Source organism: Curtobacterium sp. B8 (genome assembly GCF_000333315.1).
Taxonomy (GTDB): Bacteria; Actinomycetota; Actinomycetes; order Actinomycetales; family Microbacteriaceae; genus Curtobacterium; species Curtobacterium luteum.
Genome location: NZ_BACW01000421.1, coordinates 1 through 16022 on the forward strand (window position 1 = coordinate 1; position 16022 = coordinate 16022).

At 74.1% G+C, this 16022-nt stretch carries 14 protein-coding genes and 1 pseudogene; 9 read left to right on the forward strand and 6 right to left on the reverse strand.

Annotated features, from left to right (window positions below; all coding sequences use genetic code 11):
* Positions 1-158: 158 nt before the first annotated feature.
* Positions 159-335, forward strand: coding sequence for a hypothetical protein (locus I59_RS22850; protein ID WP_022903887.1), 177 nt, complete (start codon positions 159-161; stop codon positions 333-335).
* Between the two features lie 227 nt (positions 336-562).
* Here the strand turns inward: I59_RS22850 and I59_RS10845 are convergent, their stop codons facing one another.
* From I59_RS10845 to rimK, 4 genes are read right to left on the reverse strand one after another with little or no spacing between them, the layout of a single operon-like run.
* Positions 563-1531 (reverse strand): NAD(P)-dependent oxidoreductase, encoded by a 969-nt coding sequence (locus tag I59_RS10845; RefSeq protein WP_031273618.1) that lies wholly within the window; start codon positions 1529-1531, stop codon positions 563-565.
* The gene (locus I59_RS10850) at positions 1528-4296 is read right to left on the reverse strand and encodes an alpha/beta fold hydrolase (protein WP_022903889.1); all 2769 of its coding nucleotides are present in this window, start codon (positions 4294-4296) and stop codon (positions 1528-1530) included. Before I59_RS10850 ends, I59_RS10845 begins: the two co-directional genes overlap by 4 nt.
* Positions 4293-5375 carry a 3-oxoacyl-ACP synthase III gene (locus tag I59_RS10855; RefSeq protein ID WP_022903890.1) on the reverse strand — a complete coding sequence of 361 codons (1083 nt, stop codon included), beginning with the start codon at positions 5373-5375 and terminating at the stop codon, positions 4293-4295. Before I59_RS10855 ends, I59_RS10850 begins: the two co-directional genes overlap by 4 nt.
* Positions 5376-5431: 56 nt before the next feature.
* Entirely contained in the window at positions 5432-6625 is a 1194-nt protein-coding gene (gene rimK / locus I59_RS10860; protein ID WP_022903891.1) for a 30S ribosomal protein S6--L-glutamate ligase, read from the reverse strand.
* Between the two features lie 71 nt (positions 6626-6696).
* On the opposite strand from rimK, the gene I59_RS10865 reads away from it, so the two are divergent.
* The 3 genes from I59_RS10865 (at position 6697) to I59_RS10880 (ending at position 9159) form a co-directional block, all read left to right on the forward strand.
* Entirely contained in the window at positions 6697-7158 is a 462-nt protein-coding gene (locus tag I59_RS10865) for a RimK/LysX family protein (protein WP_022903892.1), read from the forward strand.
* Between the two features lie 53 nt (positions 7159-7211).
* On the forward strand, positions 7212-8072 hold the full coding sequence (locus I59_RS10870; RefSeq protein WP_031273620.1) for a serine hydrolase: 861 nt from the start codon (positions 7212-7214) through the stop codon (positions 8070-8072).
* Between the two features lie 415 nt (positions 8073-8487).
* Positions 8488-9159, forward strand: a complete 672-nt coding sequence (locus I59_RS10880; protein WP_031273621.1) for a peroxiredoxin-like family protein — start codon at positions 8488-8490, stop codon at positions 9157-9159.
* A 94-nt stretch (positions 9160-9253) separates the two neighbouring features.
* Here I59_RS10880 and I59_RS23160 read toward each other — a convergent pair whose 3' ends face one another.
* Positions 9254-10144, reverse strand: a complete 891-nt coding sequence (locus tag I59_RS23160; RefSeq protein WP_022903894.1) for an alpha/beta hydrolase family protein — start codon at positions 10142-10144, stop codon at positions 9254-9256.
* An 86-nt stretch (positions 10145-10230) separates the two neighbouring features.
* Here I59_RS23160 and I59_RS23165 point away from each other — a divergent pair, with 86 nt between their 5' ends.
* The 3 genes from I59_RS23165 to I59_RS10900 all read left to right on the forward strand — a co-directional run bounded on the left by I59_RS23165 (position 10231) and on the right by I59_RS10900 (position 13116).
* Entirely contained in the window at positions 10231-10722 is a 492-nt protein-coding gene (locus tag I59_RS23165) for a hypothetical protein (RefSeq protein WP_022903895.1), read from the forward strand.
* Between the two features lie 349 nt (positions 10723-11071).
* A complete protein-coding gene (locus I59_RS10895; protein ID WP_022903896.1) occupies positions 11072-12451 on the forward strand; it encodes a sensor histidine kinase in 1380 nt (459 codons plus the stop codon).
* A complete protein-coding gene (locus I59_RS10900; RefSeq protein WP_022903897.1) occupies positions 12433-13116 on the forward strand; it encodes a response regulator transcription factor in 684 nt (227 codons plus the stop codon). Before I59_RS10895 ends, I59_RS10900 begins: the two co-directional genes overlap by 19 nt.
* Positions 13117-13155: 39 nt before the next feature.
* Here the strand turns inward: I59_RS10900 and I59_RS19765 are convergent, their stop codons facing one another.
* A complete protein-coding gene (locus I59_RS19765; protein ID WP_049976572.1) occupies positions 13156-14634 on the reverse strand; it encodes an LCP family protein in 1479 nt (492 codons plus the stop codon).
* A gap of 205 nt (positions 14635-14839) precedes the next feature.
* Here I59_RS19765 and I59_RS10910 point away from each other — a divergent pair.
* Both I59_RS10910 and I59_RS19775 read left to right on the forward strand, forming a co-directional pair.
* Positions 14840-15004: pseudogene (locus tag I59_RS10910) on the forward strand (ATP-binding cassette domain-containing protein); the annotation flags it as partial.
* 379 nt (positions 15005-15383) lie between these two features.
* On the forward strand, positions 15384-16022 hold a 639-nt coding region (locus I59_RS19775; RefSeq protein ID WP_022903899.1), incomplete at its 3' end, for an endolytic transglycosylase MltG.

Here is a 16022-nt window from a genome sequence, read left to right on the forward strand (position 1 = left end):
CCGTGCTCGTCGCCCTCGCGGTGACCATCTACCCGGTAGTCACGGTCGCGATCTCGTCGGCGGACCGCGCCGGCGACGTCTGGCCGATCGTGACCGACCTCTGGCAGCGGTTCACGGGCTGAGGCCCGCGGCACCGCACCCTCGAAGGGAACTCCACCATGCGCAACCGCATCATCCTCGTCGGACTCATCATCCTGTTCGGCTTCTGGCTCGGCGCTCGTGCCAACCGTCCGGTCGTGAAGGGTTCGAAGGCCGAGACCGCCCGGCGTGCACTGGCTGACCGGCGAGCCCGGAAGCGCCGGAAGGCCCTGAAGCGCCGCTTCGGGCTCGGCTGACGCCGCCTGCACCGACGGCCCGGCGCGAGACTCGGGCAGGCCGGGTGCGAGACTCGGGCGGGCCGGCGCGAGACTCGGGCTCAGCGACGGTTCTCGGGCTCCTGCGCGCGAGATATGTCGCTGAGCCCGAGACTCGGGCACAGCGACAGTTCTTGCGCTCAAGCCCCCGAGAACTGTCGCTGGGGCCGGATCTCGGGCGCCGGCCCCGGCCCCGGCGCGCGGCAGCGTCAGCGCGCAGCGGCCAGCCGCGCCAGACCCTCGTCGATCGACACGGCCGGCACCCACCGCAGCTCCGCCCGGGTCCGGCGCTGGTCGAACCAGTGCGCCGTCGACAGCTGCTCCGCCAGGAACCGCGTCATCGGCGGCTCGTCCTGCCCCGGGCGGACCCGCCACACCGCCTCGACGACCGAGCCGGCCACCCGGGCGACCCCGGCGGGCACGTGCCACCGCGGCGCCGGCACTCCGGACGCCGTGCAGATCCCGGCGAGCAGGTCGGCCACCGGTCGGGGCTCGCCGTTCGTCACCACGTACGCCGATCCGTGCACGCCGTCGTCCGTCGCACGGTCGAGCGCCGCGACCATCGCCGACGCCGCGTTGTCGACGTAGAGCGTGTCGATGAGCGCGGCGCCGGAGTCGAGCAGCGGCAGCCGTCCGGCGCGGGCCCGCTCGACGATGCGTCCGACGAGCTGGGTGTCCCCCGGGCCCCACACGAGGTGCGGTCGGACCGCCACGACCGCGAAGCCGGGCTCGTCGGCGGCCAGTGCGAGGAGTTCGGCGGCCGCCTTCGTGCGGGCGTACTCCCCGCGCGCGCGCTCGGGCTCGGCCGGGCCGGCCGGGGCCCCGGCGAGCGACGTGCCGGTGTGCGCGACCGACGGGGACGACACGAACACGAACCGCTCGGTGCCGGCGGCCCGTGCGGCGTCGAGGAGCGCCCGGGTGCCGTCGACGTTCACGCGGCGGAAGTCGTCCGGGTCGCCGGCGAGCGAGACCTTCGCGGCGAGGTGCACGACGGCGTCGACACGGTCGACCGCGCGGGCGAGGGCGTCCGGGTCGGTCACCGTCCCGAGCACGTCGTCGACGCCGGAGACCCCGGACGGCCGTCGCTGGAAGGTCCTGACCTCGTGCCCGGCCTCCCGCACGGCTGCCGCGGTCGCACGCCCGAGGAAGCCGCTGGCCCCGGTGACGAGGACCTTCACGGCCGCACCATCCGGCCGCCGGCGAGCACGGACGATGCCCACCGGCCGAGTCGCGTCCGGTCGATCTTCGAGTTGTGCCGGACGTCGGTCGGCAGCACGGGCACGACGAGCACGGCGGCCACGGGGACCCCTGCCGCTGCACGGACGGCGGACGCGACCGTCGGCGACGCGAGGCCCGGTCGTCGCTGCGGTGCGACGGTCTCGACGACTGCCACGACCTGCTGCGTGCCCTCCGGACCGATCCCGGTGACGCCGGCCCGACGGACCCCGGGCACCCGTTCGATGCGCTGTTCGGGTCCGACCGGCGTGAGGACACCCTCGGGCGTGGTGACGACGTGCTGCAGGCGGCCCTCGACCCACAGTCGGCCGGCCTCGTCCAGGTGCCCGACGTCACCGGTGCGGTGTCCGCGTGCGTCGTCGACACCGAGGCGCGAGGCACGGTCAGTCCGCCAGAGCTTGTCGTAGTGGTCACGGACGTGCGCCGCGGCGACGACGATCTCCCCCGTCACGCCCGCGGTGTCGGTCAGCACCCCGGTCGCGGCGCCGCGTGCGTCGAGCGGGGCGATCCGGACCGTGACCCCGGCCGCGGGCACACCGACGCAGACGCCGGACGCGTCGGCGGCGGCAGCCGCTCGGACCCCCTCGAGGTCCACGTCGGTCATGAGGAGCCCCTCCGTCATGCCGTAGGGGGTGTGCGCCGTCGCGTTCGGCATCAGCTCCGTCGCCGCGGCGAGCAGCGAGTCAGCCACCGGCGCTCCCGCGGAGAGGAACAGCTCGACGCGGCGCAGCGCGGTGCGGTCACCCTCCGTCAGTGCGGACGCCGTGGCGACGACGTTCGCGATCGCGGCCGGCGACAGGAAGACCACCGTGGCGTCCGCCGCCCGGACGGCCTCCGCCACGGCGGTCGCCGTCAGAGTCCGCGGCGAAGTGACGTCCATGTCCGGCGCGACCGACCGGGCTCCGAGCGCGGGCCCGAGGAGCGCGAACGGGGCGAAGCCGGCGACGAGCCCGGTGCCGGTGCCGACGCCGTACTGCGTGGCGAGGGCGTCCCGGACAGCGCCGAGCTGCCCGTGCGTGTAGACGACGCCCTTCGCCGGACCGGTCGACCCGGAGGTGAAGAGCACGGCGGCCGTCGAGTCCGGCGTCGGGGCGTCCGGGAGGGCTCCGCCGGCCGCGAGCCGTGCGGCCCCGGCCCGGGCCACCTCGGCGAGCGTGTGGGACACGCCGAGCGCGCGACGAGCCACCGTCGGGAGCGCCACGGTCGCGATGCGCCGACCGGGCCACCCGAGCGCGCGTGCCGCCGACAGCCCCGGCAGCGCGCCGACGATCCAGTCCGGTCGGGCACCGCGCACGGCTCGCGTCAGACCGCGCAGCCCGAGCCCGGCATCGGCCACGACCACGACGGCGCCGATCCGGACGCACGCGTAGAGCACGGCGGTCAGGTCGGCTCCGGGCGTCACGAGCAACGACACGCGGTCGCCCGCACGGACGCCGACGACGCCGAGTCCGGCCGCGATCTCGTCCACACGGCGCGCCAGGAGCCGCCAGCTGACGCTCCGGACTCCGCCGGGCGCGGCCATCTCGACGAGGGCGGGTCCGTCGTCTTCGCGCAGCTCGTCGAGTGCGGCCCAGAGCGGGCGGCTCGCGTCCCCGACGTGGTCGGTGTCGGCCGGGAGGGACGGCTCGGCCCCGGTGGGTACGGTCCCCTCCGGCAGGCGGTCGCCCAGCCAGTCGGTGACGGTCCCGGCGACGTCGACGTCCTCCGGCAGGAGGTGTCCGGCGCCCTCGAACCGGTGCACGTCGGCGTGCGGCAGGCGTCGGAGGAGGTCGTCGAGGTAGCGCTCGAGGAACACCGGGTCGCGCGGCCCCCAGAGGAGCAGTGCGGGGACGTCGAGCGCCGCGACCCCGTCGGCGATCCGGTCGAGCTCGGGCGCGGACGGGTGGGCGCCGTCGACGGGGATGTCCGCCACGAAGCCGCCGATGCCCCCGCGCCGGGCGGCCCCGCGGTACGGCGCACGGAAAGCGTCGGCGACTGCGCGGTCGAGCTTCGGGTGCGCGATCGCGAGCGTGGTCTCGAGGAACGCGGGTGTCAGCACCGTGCCCCGGCCGAGCACCCCGGGGCGCAGGGCGAACCGGAGCGGCGCGGGGATCGACGCGTCGCCTGGCTGGTGCACGGCGGTGTTGCACGTTGCGACCCCGACGACGAGGTCCGGGTGGTCGACGGCCCAGCCGAGCGACACCACCCCGCCCCAGTCGTGTCCGAGGGTGACGACGGGACCGGTCAGCGCGAGTGCGTCGGTGAGCGCTCCGAGGTCCGCGACGCGCTGTGCGAGCCCGCGCTGCACGCCGGTCCGCTCCGAGAAGCCCATGTCGAGCTGGTCGACCGCGACGACCCGCCACGCGGGACCTCCGTCGCGGGCGACGTCGAGCGTGCGCTGCGCGACCGAGCGCCACAGGTAGGACCACGTGGGGTTGCCGTGCACGCAGAGCAGGGTGCCCACCGGACGCGCGCCGAGCGCGTCGAGGGAACCGGCCGTGTCGAGGAGGTGCCAGGTGCGCTCGTGGCGATCCGCGCCTCTCCCCACCGGCACGGCCGGACCGCCGCTGGCGCGTCGCTCCGGAACCGGCGGCGTGGGCCCAGGCCGGTCGTCGACACCACCCGGCACGGTGACCAGTCGAGACCAGGCCGGGTCGAGTCCGGGCAGGGGCGGCGGGAGCGTCGCCGGCGCGGTGGTCGCAGCGACGCGGGGGAGGCCGGACCTCACCAGTGCAGTTCCAGCATCGCGGTGTTGATGCCGGAGCCGACGCCGCCGAGGAACACCCGGTCGCCACTGCGGATCGAGCCCTTCGCGACCTCGTCCGCGAGGGTGATCGGGATCGACGCGGGACCGACGTTGCCGAACCGCTCGTACGTCGTCGGCACCTTCGACCGGGGCACCCCGATGGCGTTCACGAACGCGTTGGTGTGCACGTCGGAGACCTGGTGCAGCACGTAGCGGTCCATGTCGGCCCAGTCGAAGTGCGCCTTCGCCTCGTTCCAGGCCTCGACCACGAGCTCCATGCCGCCCTTGAGCAGCATCTTCGCGTCGGTGAACATGCCGTCCGGGCTGCCGACGCACAGGTCGTACCACTGCGTCGCCGCGCGGGTCACGCCGCCGATCAACCGGTGCCCGCGGGGGTGGGCGTCGGTCCGCCCGAGCACGGCGGCGGCGGCGCCCGACCCGAGCGTCAGGCTGGCGAACTCGCTCATGAAGTCCTTGCGGTTCCGGCTGCCCTGGTTGAGGCGGTCGATGGTGTTGAGCTGCACCTGGTCGGCGTCCTCGCCGTCGACGATGAGCGCGTACTGGATCTGACCGGAGTCGATCATGCCCGCGGCGACGCTCATGGCGTTGACGAACCCGAGGCACGCGTTCGCGATGTCGAAGTTGATCGCCGACGACGGCAGCCCGAGGCCGTGGTGCAGCCGCACGGCGACGCTCGGCTCCAGGTGCGGCCGGGTCACCGACGTGTTGATGAGCAGCCCGACGTCGTGGGGCTGGATGCCCGCCTCGGCCATGGCACGGCGTCCGGCGTCGATGGCGGCCTCGTGGAAGGTCTGGCCCTCGCCCCAGTTCCGACGCTCCTTGACGCCCGCCACGCGCTCGAGCAGGCCGCTCGGCAGACGGAGACGACGGAGGGCGCCGCGGAGGCGTTCCTCGATGTCGGCGGAGGTCGTCACGCGGTCCGCGGTGGTCGTCGCGACCGACAGCAACGAGACGTTGCGGTGCTTCGCGGTGGCGTTGCCGGGTCGCACTGTCTCCGCTTCGGACGTCGGGTCGACGGGGCGGTCAGCGAGGATGGTCACCGCCTCATCATTCCGCACATGTGCTGGACGTGCGGTCCGGGTGCCCTGCGCGCGCACTAGGACTGCTCCGTGACCGCGTCCTTCGGCAGTTTCCGGACCTTGCTCCGGCGCTTCCGGCGGTCCGGGATCATCGACCGCATCTCCTCGAGCTTGCCGAAGCAGAGCAGGCGGTCACTGGCCTGCAGCGTCACGCCGCTCCGCGGGTTCGGGATCACCGACGCCCCGCGGTGGAGCGTCAGCACCGTGATGTCGCGGTCCCAGAGCCCGGACTCCTTGATGGTCTTGCCCACCAGGTCGGCGTTCGTGTGCACGAGCAGCTCGGCGACGCCGTACCCCGTCGAGACGCTGAGGCGCTGGCGGACGTCGATCTCCGGGAAGGCCACCTGGTTGCCGATGAAGTCGATGATCGCGCCGGCGACGTCGAGGCCGGTGGCGCGCTCGATGCCCTCGAGGCCCGGCGAGGAGTTCACCTCCATCACGAGGGGTCCCTCGTTGCCCTCGAGCATGTCGACCCCGGCGACCCGGAGCCCCATGATCTGGGCGGACCGGACGGCGGCCTCCTCGTACTCGGGCGTGAGGGTGACCTTCTCGACCGTGCCGCCGCGGTGCACGTTCGACCGGAACTCGTCGCCGGAGGCACTGCGCCGCATCGCCGCGACGACCCGGTCGCCGACGACGAGGGCGCGGATGTCCTTCCCGCGGCTCTCCGAGATGAACGACTGGATGAGGACGTTCTGCTTCGTCGAGTGCAGCGTCTCGACGATGGACTCCGCGACCTTCGCCTCCGGCGCGAGGATCACGCCGATGCCCTGGGTGCCCTCCAGGAGCTTGATGACGACCGGGGCGCCGCCGACGCGGTCGATCGCCCCGCGGACGTCGGCACGGCTGTTCACGAAGGTGGTCGCGGGCATGCCGATGTGGTGCCGGGACAGGATCTGGTTCGCCCGCAGCTTGTCGCGCGAGTTCGTGATGCCCGTGGCCGTGTTCGGCGTGTAGACGTCCATCTGCTCGAACTGCCGCACGACGGCGGTGCCGTAGTACGTGATGGAGTTCCCGATGCGCGGGAGGACGGCGTCGTAGTCGCTGAGGAGCTTGCCGCGGTACAGCAGGTCGGGCTCGTCGGCGGTCAGGTCGATCGCGAACCGGAGCGTGTTCAGCACCTTGACGTCGTGCCCGCGGTCGATCGCCGCGGCGCGGAGACGCTGGGTCGAGTACGCGTGCGGGGCGCGCGACAGGATGGCGAGTTTCATCGGTGGGGCTCCGCTGGGTGTTCGGGGTATCGACGGCGACGCTCAATCAAAGCATGCGACAGGATGGGCACATGAGCCGCACTCCCACGATCGCAGGTTGGCGGGAGTGGGCCGCCCTCCCGGGCCTCGCGCTGCCGTGGATCAAGGTCAAGCTGGACACGGGCGCCCGGAGCTCGGCGCTGCACGCCTTCGACCTCGAGGAGCTGCCCGGCGAGCGGGTGCGCTTCTCGGTGCACCCGTGGCAGGACACCGACGCCGACGCGGTCACCGTCGAGTGCGACATCCACGACCGGCGGACGATCCGCAGCTCCACCGGGCACACCCAGGAGCGCATCGTCATCCTCACGCCGATCACCCTGCACGAGCAGACGGTCGACGCCGAGGTCACGCTGAGCAACCGCGACCAGATGGGCTTCCGGATGCTCGTCGGCCGCGAGGCGCTGCGGCAGGCCTTCCTCGTCGACCCGGCGCGGTCGTTCCTCGGCGGCCGTGCGCCGAAGGCGATCCGCCGGCGGAACCGCGGCCGGGCGTGACCCCGCCGGGACCGCGGCCGGGCGCGACGCCGACCGGACCGTCGCCGGCTGACGTGCTCGCCCGGTTCGTCGCGGCGGTGGACGACGAGGGGCTCGGCGCGTACGGCGTGCACGTCCGGATCGGCGACGACGAGGTCGCGCACCGGTGGCGCAGCGACGACCGCGAGAACGTGTACTCGGTGTCGAAGGGGGTGTGCGCACTGGCCGTCGGGATCGCCGTCGACGAGGGATTGCTGACGCTCGACACGCGGGTCCCCGAGCTGCTCCCCGGCATCCGGCTCGGAGCGGGCGTCGAGCAGGTGACGGTCCGGCACCTCCTGTCGATGACGAGTGGGATCGACTTCGCCTGGTTCGGCGACGAGCCGGTCCCGGGCGACGACCTCGCCGCGACGATGCTGGCCCTGCCCGCCGACGGGACGGGCGAACGCTTCCGCTACACCGACTCCGGCCCGTACGTGGCGATGCGCATGCTCGCGTCGGTCGTGGGCGACGTGCGCGACTGGCTGCTCCCACGGCTCTTCGGCCCGCTCGGCATCGACAACCCGCAGTGGCACCGCTGCCCGCTCGGCTTCGTCGTCGGCGGGAGCGGACTCGAGCTCCGGACCTCCGAGCTCGCCCGGATCGGTCGGCTCCTGCGGGACCGCGGCTCGTTCGACGGACGGCAGCTCGTGTCTGCGGCTTGGATCGACGCGATGCACGCGGACTGGGTCGAGGTCAGCAGCGACGGCCCGTTCCGCCGGTACGGCCTCGCGGTCTGGGACGGGCCGGGCGACGCCTGGCGGCTCGACGGGCGCTACGGGCAGTACGTCGTCGTCGACCAGGCGCGCGACGCCGTCGTCACGATCACCGCGCACGAGGAGTCGGCCGACCACCGGCTCGCCGAGCTCGCGGTGTCGACACTCGCCCCGCGCTGAGCTCCCGACCGGAGCACGTTCCCCGTCCGGTACCTGGCAGTCCTGGTTCGTCGGACCCGGGGATCGCGAACCGGAACTGCCACCGATCGAGCGGAACGTCGGCGCTAGCGTGCCGGGGACCGCCGCGTCCGTCACCGCCGCCCACCGCCGCGCGTCCGCCCGGCACGTCCCCCACGGCCGCACGCCCGCCTGCCGCGTCGGTCTCCGCCGCGTCGGTCTCCGCCGCGTGCACCGTCCCGCGCACACCGCTGCGTGACACTGCGTGACGCGGGCCGTTCCCCGTCGCCGGCGACGTGCCTACGCTCCACGCACCGGCATCGCTGCCGGACCCGATCCGACCCGACCCGATCCGACCCGACTCGACCCGACTCGACCCGACCCGACCCGACCCCGACCCGACCCGAGGAGCCCCACCGTGACCGACCAGACCATCGCCCGCCAGGTGGACGAGTTCAACGAGGGCTTCACCGCCCAGATCGGCCCGGAGCTCTCCGCGGTGTTCGACGGCGAGCAGCGCGACCTCCGCGACGCCGGCGTCCCGGACGGCGTCCTCACCGAGGGCGACACCGCGCCGGACGCCCCGCTGGTGACCCCGACCGGTGCGACGACGTCGCTCGCCGAGGTCCGCGGGACCACGCCCACGGTCCTCGTCTTCTACCGCGGAGCCTGGTGCCCCTACTGCAACATCACGCTGCGCACCTACCAGCAGGAGCTCCTCCCGGCGCTGCAGGAGCGCGGCGTGCAGCTCGTGGCCGTGTCGCCGCAGACCCCCGAGGGCGCGGAGCAGTCGATCGCGAACGGCGAGCTCGCGTTCCCGGTGCTGACCGACCCGGAGAACGTCCTCGCAGGCCGCTTCGGCATCGTGACGGAGCCGAGTGCAGCCGCCCGTGGCGCACACACGCAGCTCGGGTTCGACGTGGCCGACAGCAACGCGGACGCCACGGCGGCGATCCCGTTCCCGTCGGTGTTCGTGATCGACGCGGGCGGCACGGTCCGGTTCGCGGACGTGCACGTGGACTACACGACCCGCACCGAGGTGGCGACGGTCGTCGCCGCGGTCGACGACCTCCTGGTCGCGTCCCGCTGACGCGGACGGGTCGCGCCGCGGGGACCTGCCTGGAGGCGCGGCCCGGGTGACGCGCGTGGCGGACGCGGGGCGGGCCTCCCGTCCGGCACCTGGGTCAGGCGTGCAGGTGCCGCGCGAGGAACGCGATCTGCTGCGGGGCCATGCGTCGCCAGAAGGCGTTGTCGTGCGCACCCGGTTCGAACCCGCCGGCCGGCGTCGTGGTGAACCCGTCGACGTAGGTCCGGACGGCGGGCTCGAACCCGTCGCCGGTGCCGACGTCGATCCGGACCGCGACACCGTCGAGGTCGTGCTGGCGTCCGATGACCGTGTTCGCGCGGAAGTCCTCGGCGTCGTCGAAGGCACCGCGGGCGGTTTCGCCCGCACTCGTCCAGAGCGCCGGGCTCAGGGCGGCGACCGCCCGGACCTTCCTCGGCCCGAGGAGGCCCCCGAAGCGGAGCGCACCGTACCCGCCCATGGAGTTGCCGGTGAAGGCGAGGCGGCCGGTGTCGAAGCCGCGCTGCTCGAGCATCGGGACGAACTCGTCGAGCACCATCGCGCCCGGGTCGTCGCCGTCCGCGCGCCGGTGCCAGTAGCGGTTGCCGCCGTCGACGCCCGCGACCGCGAACGGCGCCCCGCCCCGTGCGACGTGCTGGGCGAGGAAGCGCTCGTAGCCGAGGCCGTTCCCGAAGAACGTGCGGTGCGATCCGCCGTACCCGTGGAGGGCGACGGCGATCGGCAGCGGGCGGTCGGACTGCGGCGCGGCGATGGTCCAGCCGACGGTGCGGCCGCCACGCGCTCGGGAGACGAACGATCCGGAGGTCGTCGGCACGGGCGTCACATCGGGGATGTGGCCGGGCTCGCCGTCCAGTCCGAGGGTCCGGTACATGGTGGAGCGTCCCGGGAGCCAGCGGAGGTCGACGGCCTCGGCGACCGCGACCGCGGCCACCACCGCTCCACCGCCGACGATGAGGGCACGGCGGGTGACTCGGGACCTGGTCGGGTGCACGTTCGCAGCGTAGCGAGCAGCAGCGCGGAGGTGAGCGGTGTTCAGCCGGGTGTTCCGTGTGAGGTCGTGCAGGTGGTCGCCGCGAGGTGGGCACGGACCACCGCGTCCGCGACCGTCCGCGCCGTGGCCGTCCCGGTCCGCTGGTCCCGGAGCCGCATCGCGAGGGCGCCGGAGACGACGAGGAGCAGGTCCTCGGCGAGCGCTGCCGCGTCCGCTGGTCCGACGAGCGGTACGACGGCGACGGTGAGCCGGCTGCGGAGCGTGTCGGTCTCGCGGGCGAGGACCCGCCCGACCTCCTCGGGGGCGTCGGCGTACTCGGCGGCGGTGCAGAGATCGCCCCCGAGCGGTCCGCGACGGGGACGTCGGTCCTGTTCGTCGTGCTCGTGCTCGGACAGGCCGTCGGGGCCGCGGGGCTCGGGGGCCTCGTCGACGGCCTCGGTCCGGCGACGACGTTCGCGCTCGCGGCCGTCGTGACGGCGGCGTGCGCAGCCCTCGCCGTGCGGCGACGGCGGTCAGAGGACCGGTCGGAGCTCGAACCTTCCGGTTGCAGGCTCGTGACGCCTCCGTCGCGGTCCTGAGCGCGGTCTCGGCGTCGGGCAGCTCGAGCACCCAGAAGCCGGCGACGTACTCGGCGGCGTCGAGGACCGGCCCGGGACGGACGACCGGCTCGTCCCCGCGCGCGTCCACCACGGTCGCGTCCGACGGTGCCGCGAGTCCGACGGCGAGGACGATGCTCCCGTCGCGGTCGAGTCGCTCGTTGAGCGCGTCGACCGCCGCTGCCTCCGCCTCGGTCGCGGACGCGGTCCGACCGATCGTCACTGCCTGGCCGTCGTCGATGACGTTGACGAGGAACCGCATCGTGCCTCCCTGCTCCGTTGCCGTGGAGACTAATCCCGCCCGGTGCCGGCCGTTCGGTACCGTGGTGGCATGGGGGCGATGACGGGTTCGTGGTCGCGGCCGCCGGACACCGCGTGGTCGCGACCGCCGGACACCGCGTGGTCGCGCTTGCCGGTCGGGCGGCGGGAGTGGCGGCAGGACGTGCTGCTGGCGGCGGTGCTCGCGGTCGGGATGGCGATCACCACCGTGCTGTACGGGGCGTCCGGTGCGTACGACGACGACCAGGCCGCGTGGTGGGTGTCCGCGCTCATGGTGCTCGCGAACACGGTACCGATCGCGTTCCGGCGGCGGTGGCCGATGACCGCGCTCGTGGTCGTCGCGCTCGCCTTCGTGGGGATGCAGCTGCTGCACGTGCCGGAGCTCTTCGTCGTCAACTTCACGCTCTTCATCGGGATCTACACCGTGGGCGCCTGGTGCTCCGACCGGTTCCGCTCCGAGGCCGTGCGGTGGGTGGTGATCGGCGGCATGTTCGCGTGGCTGTTCCTCGCGATCGTCTTCGGCTGGTCGATGCCGACCTCGCTGCCGAACGACGACGGTGCCGTCATCCCGCCGTACATCGCGTACTCGCTGCTCAACGTGCTCATCAACGTCGTCTACTTCGGGGCCGCCTGGTACGCGGGCAACCGGGCGTGGGGCGCTGCGGTCGCCCGGCACGAACTCGACGTCCGCACCGCTGAGCTCGCCGCCGAGCGCGAGCGGTCGGCTGCGCAGGCGGTCACGCTCGAGCGACTGCGGATCGCGCGGGAGCTCCACGACGTCGTCGCGCACCACGTGGCGCTCATGGGCGTGCAGGCCGGAGCCGCACGACGGGTGATCGGCAGCGATCCCGGGCAGGCCACCGCGTCGCTCGGCGTGGTGGAGCAGAGCGCCCGCACCGCGGTGGAGGAACTCCGGCGGATGCTCGGCACCCTGCGCGACAGCGACAGCGACAGCGACAGCGACAGCGACGGCGACGGCCACGGCCACGGCCACGGCCACGGCGGCACGACCGGATCCGCCGCGGGGGCCGACGGGGACGCGCCGAGCACGGAGGGCATCGGCCGCATCGCCGAGGTCGTCGAGGCGGCCCGCACCGCGGGGCACCCCGCCGAGTGGTCGGTCGTCGGCGACGAGCGTCCCGTCCCGCCGACGGTCGCCTCGGTGGCCTTCCGCGTCGCCCAGGAGGCCGTGACGAACGTGCTCAAGCACGCCGGGCAGAACGCACGGGCCGACGTCCGCGTGCGCTACCTGACGGACGCGCTCGAGGTCGAGGTGGCCGACGACGGCCGCGGCGGCGTGCGGGACACCACCGGCAGCGGGCTCGGCCACGTCGGGATGCGCGAACGGGTCACCGCGGTGGGCGGCACCGTCGAGATCGGGCCGCGCGCCCGGGGAGGGTACCTGGTGCGGGCATGGCTGCCGACGACCTGACCATCGTGCTGGTGGACGACCAGGAGCTCGTCCGGGCCGGCTTCCGGGTGATCCTCGAGTCGGAACCCGGGCTGCGGGTGGTGGGCGAAGCGGCGGACGGTGCGCAGGCCGTCGACGCGGTCGTGCGGCTCCGTCCGGACGTGGTCTGCCTCGACGTGCAGATGCCCGGCGTCGACGGACTCGAGGCCGCTCGGCGGATCGCGGCGCTCGACGACCCGCCCGCGGTGCTCGTGCTGACCACGTTCGACCACGATGACGCCCTCTTCCAGGCGCTCGAAGCGGGGGCGAGCGGGTTCCTGCTGAAGAACGCCTCCCCCGAGCGACTGATCGAGGCCGTCCGGACCGTCGCCGCCGGGGACGCCCTGCTCGCCCCCGACGTGACGCGCCGGGTCATCAGCCGGGCCACCGCCGCACCCGCACTCGGGTCCTCCCGACGCCCGGTTGCTTCCGCTTCCGCCGCCGTCACCGCGGCCGGGCTCACCGAGCGCGAGACCGAGGTGCTGCGCCTGCTCGCGCGGGGACTCAGCAACGCCGAGATCGCCCGCGAGCTGTTCGTCGGCGACGCCACGGTCAAGACGCACGTGTCGAACGTGCTGCAGAAGCTCGCGCTGCGGGACCGGATCCAGGCGGTGGTCTGGGCGTTCGAGCAGGGCGTCGCGGGCTAGCCCGGGCGACCCGGGCTCAGCCGTCGCGCTTCGCGCAGGTCACGGTGTCCGCGCTCTGCCCGGACACGATGTCCGGCAGCGGCGAGGACGTCCGAGTCGGCGTCCCGGTCGCGCCGGGGGTGCCGGCGGACGCGGAGCCCGTCGGACCGGCCGTCGTCCCACCACCGGGAGCGACCGTCGGCGTCGGCGTCGGCGCCGCAGAGCTGCTCGCCGACGGCGACGCGCTCGCCGACGGGTCGCGACCGCCGAACGCCCGAGGCTGCCGGAGCCGAGGACGACGGGCTCGTTCGCCTGGAGCACGGCGTCGAGCTGTGCTGCCGCCTCGTCGGCGACGACCACACGGTTGGGATCCGTCGGGTCGTCGACGACGGGGTACTGCACGAACACCATCTCGACAGGGCCGACGTTCTGCACGGCGAGGGCCATGCGTGCCAGCGTCGTCGCGTCGGCGAGCGTGTCGGACAGGGTCATGTGCTTGGCGGCGGTCTCCGCGAGCCGCAGCACCCGCGCCGGGTTCGTGAGGGTGCCCGCCGACACCGATTGCCGGGCGAGCGCGGACATGAAGGTCTGCTGGTTGCTGATCCGGCCGAGGTCGCTCGCGTCGCCGACGCCGTGACGGGAGCGCAGGAACGCGGCCGCTTGGGCGCCGGAGAGCTCCCGGACGCCGGCGGGCAGGTCGAGCGCCGGCGTCACGTCGTCGTCGACGATCGGGGTGGCGAGACAGACGTCCACGCCCCCGACCGCGTCGGCCATCGCGACGACGCCGTCGAACGTGATCATGCCGGCGTAGGGGATCTGCAGCCCGGTGAGGTCCTCGATGGTCTTCGCGACGCACCCGAGTCCGTGCTGCTCGCCGCCGCGCGACAGGGCGGTGTTGAGCATCGCCGCATCGGTCGCCGGGGTCACGGAGCCGTTGTCGTTCGTGCACGCCGGGATCGGGATGACGAGGTCACGGGGGAAGCTGACGACCGCCATGTTCGTGTGGTCGGCCGAGATGTGCACGAGCAGTGTCGTGTCGTTGTTGCCGACACCCGAGCTGGCCCGGCGGTTGGCCGCGTCGTCGAACCCGGCACCCTGTCCGTCCCGGGTGTCGGTGGCGACCAGGAGCATGTTGACCTCGCCGGACTGCGCGGTGAGCTCGGGCGCGGGCTTGGCGGTCGTCCCCGGCATCGCGAGCGACACCGGCGGCTTGGCCGTGCGCACGACCTGCCACGACGCGATCGCCGCGACGGAGCTGGCGCCGAGGACTGCCACGGCGGCTGCGATCGCCAGGGTGCGCGCTGCGAAGCCGAGCGGGCTCCGGGTGCGGAGCCGGCCGTGCCGCACGACACCGGGTCGGTGTTCAGCGGTCTCCGCCCGCCGCGACGCGGTGGCCGCACCGGCGGCGGAGGCCGCACCGGCGGCGGAGGCCGCCCCGGCGGCGGAGGCCGCACCGGCGACGGTGTCGTGACCGTCCGCTCCCGGCTCCGGCCCGTCCGAACGCTCCGGCCCGTCCGCCCCCTGTACTGCGTCGCCCACGGTCGTCCCCTCGGTGTTCCCGGGCCCTTCGGCACCGATCGCCGCATCGTATCCAGGACCGCCCCGGAACCGCTGTGACCGCCCCACTCCCCCGCGTGGCGGAGGCGACCACACCGGAACACCCGCCGACAGCCGGAGGTGGGCCGTGCCTCCCGGCCGTAGCGTCGGGGTGTCGGCGAGGTGCGCCGACGGGAGGGGACCAGCGATGCTCACCATCGACGGTGTGACGAAGCACTTCGGCGATCGCCGGGTGCTCGACGACGTCGGCTTCGCGGTCGGCCGCGGACGCCTGACGGGGTTCGTCGGCGGCAACGGGGCCGGCAAGACGACGACCATGCGCATCCTGCTCGGGGTGCTCGACGCCGACGCGGATCATCTCGCCCGCCGGTGACGGCGGACGGCGACGGGCCGGCGACGACGCCGGGCCGGGAGCCGACCGGCCGCTGTCGCGGCGCGAGGCGCGAGCGCGTGAGGCCGCACGGGCAGACGCCGCGCAGGCAGACGCCGCGCAGGCGGGCGTCGCGCGGGCAGACGCCGCGCAGGCCGACGCCGCGCAGGCCGACGCCACGCAAGCCGACGCCACGCGGGCAGACGCCGCGACGGCGGAACACGACCGTGCGCAGGCCGCGCGGGCAGGAGTCGATCGGGCGCAGGCCGGCCGTGCAGAGGCCGAGCGTGCGCCGGCCGACCCGGGCGGCTTCGCTGTCGACCGTGACGAACCGGTCACCCGTCGCGACCGCAGCCGACCGGTGTCCCCGGCGGACGCCCCGGTCGCGACGAGCGCCGACGAGCTGCACCCGGAGGTGACCGCGCTCCTCACCGGCGAGCACGTGGTCCCGGCCGAGGACGCGTCGCGAGCCGCGGCAGCACGCGGTGGCGAGGGACGAGGCGGGGGAGGCCGTGCCTCCCGTCGGGGTCGTGATCCGCGGCCGCCGCGCCGACGCGGCCCGCTCATCGCCGGCATCGTCATCGTCGCGATCGTGCTCGCAGGCGGCGTCGCCGGCTACCAGTTCATCGCACCGAAGGTGCAGCAGGTCGTCGCAGCGATCACCGGCGCCCAGGAGTCCGACGACTACAGCGGCGACGGGACCGGCAAGGTCACCATCACGATCCGGCAGGGCGACATCGGCGAGGACGTCGCGAAGACGCTGCAGCGCAGCGACGTCGTGAAGAGCTCGAAGGTCTTCTACAAGCTCCTGCTGCAGTCACCCGACGTCCAGTTCCAGCCCGGCTCGTACACCCTCAAGAAGGAGATGAGCTCGAAGGCGGCCCTCACGGCACTGCAGGACCCCGCCAACGCCGTCAAGGCGTCGATCGTGATCCCGGAGGGGACGGCTCTCGCGGACATCGAGGCCGGGATGGTCTCGAAAGCGGGTCTGACGAAGGCC

Excerpts from the sequence above, each read along its gene's own strand:
- I59_RS22850 (WP_022903887.1), top strand. The coding sequence starts at position 159 with ATGCGCAACCGCATCATCCTCGTCGGACTCATCATCCTGTTCGGCTTC.
- I59_RS10865 (WP_022903892.1), top strand. The coding sequence starts at position 6,697 with ATGAGCCGCACTCCCACGATCGCAGGTTGGCGGGAGTGGGCCGCCCTC.
- I59_RS10900 (WP_022903897.1), top strand. The coding sequence starts at position 12,433 with ATGGCTGCCGACGACCTGACCATCGTGCTGGTGGACGACCAGGAGCTC.
- rimK (WP_022903891.1), bottom strand. The coding sequence starts at position 6,625 with ATGAAACTCGCCATCCTGTCGCGCGCCCCGCACGCGTACTCGACCCAG.
- I59_RS10895 (WP_022903896.1), top strand. The coding sequence starts at position 11,072 with ATGGGGGCGATGACGGGTTCGTGGTCGCGGCCGCCGGACACCGCGTGG.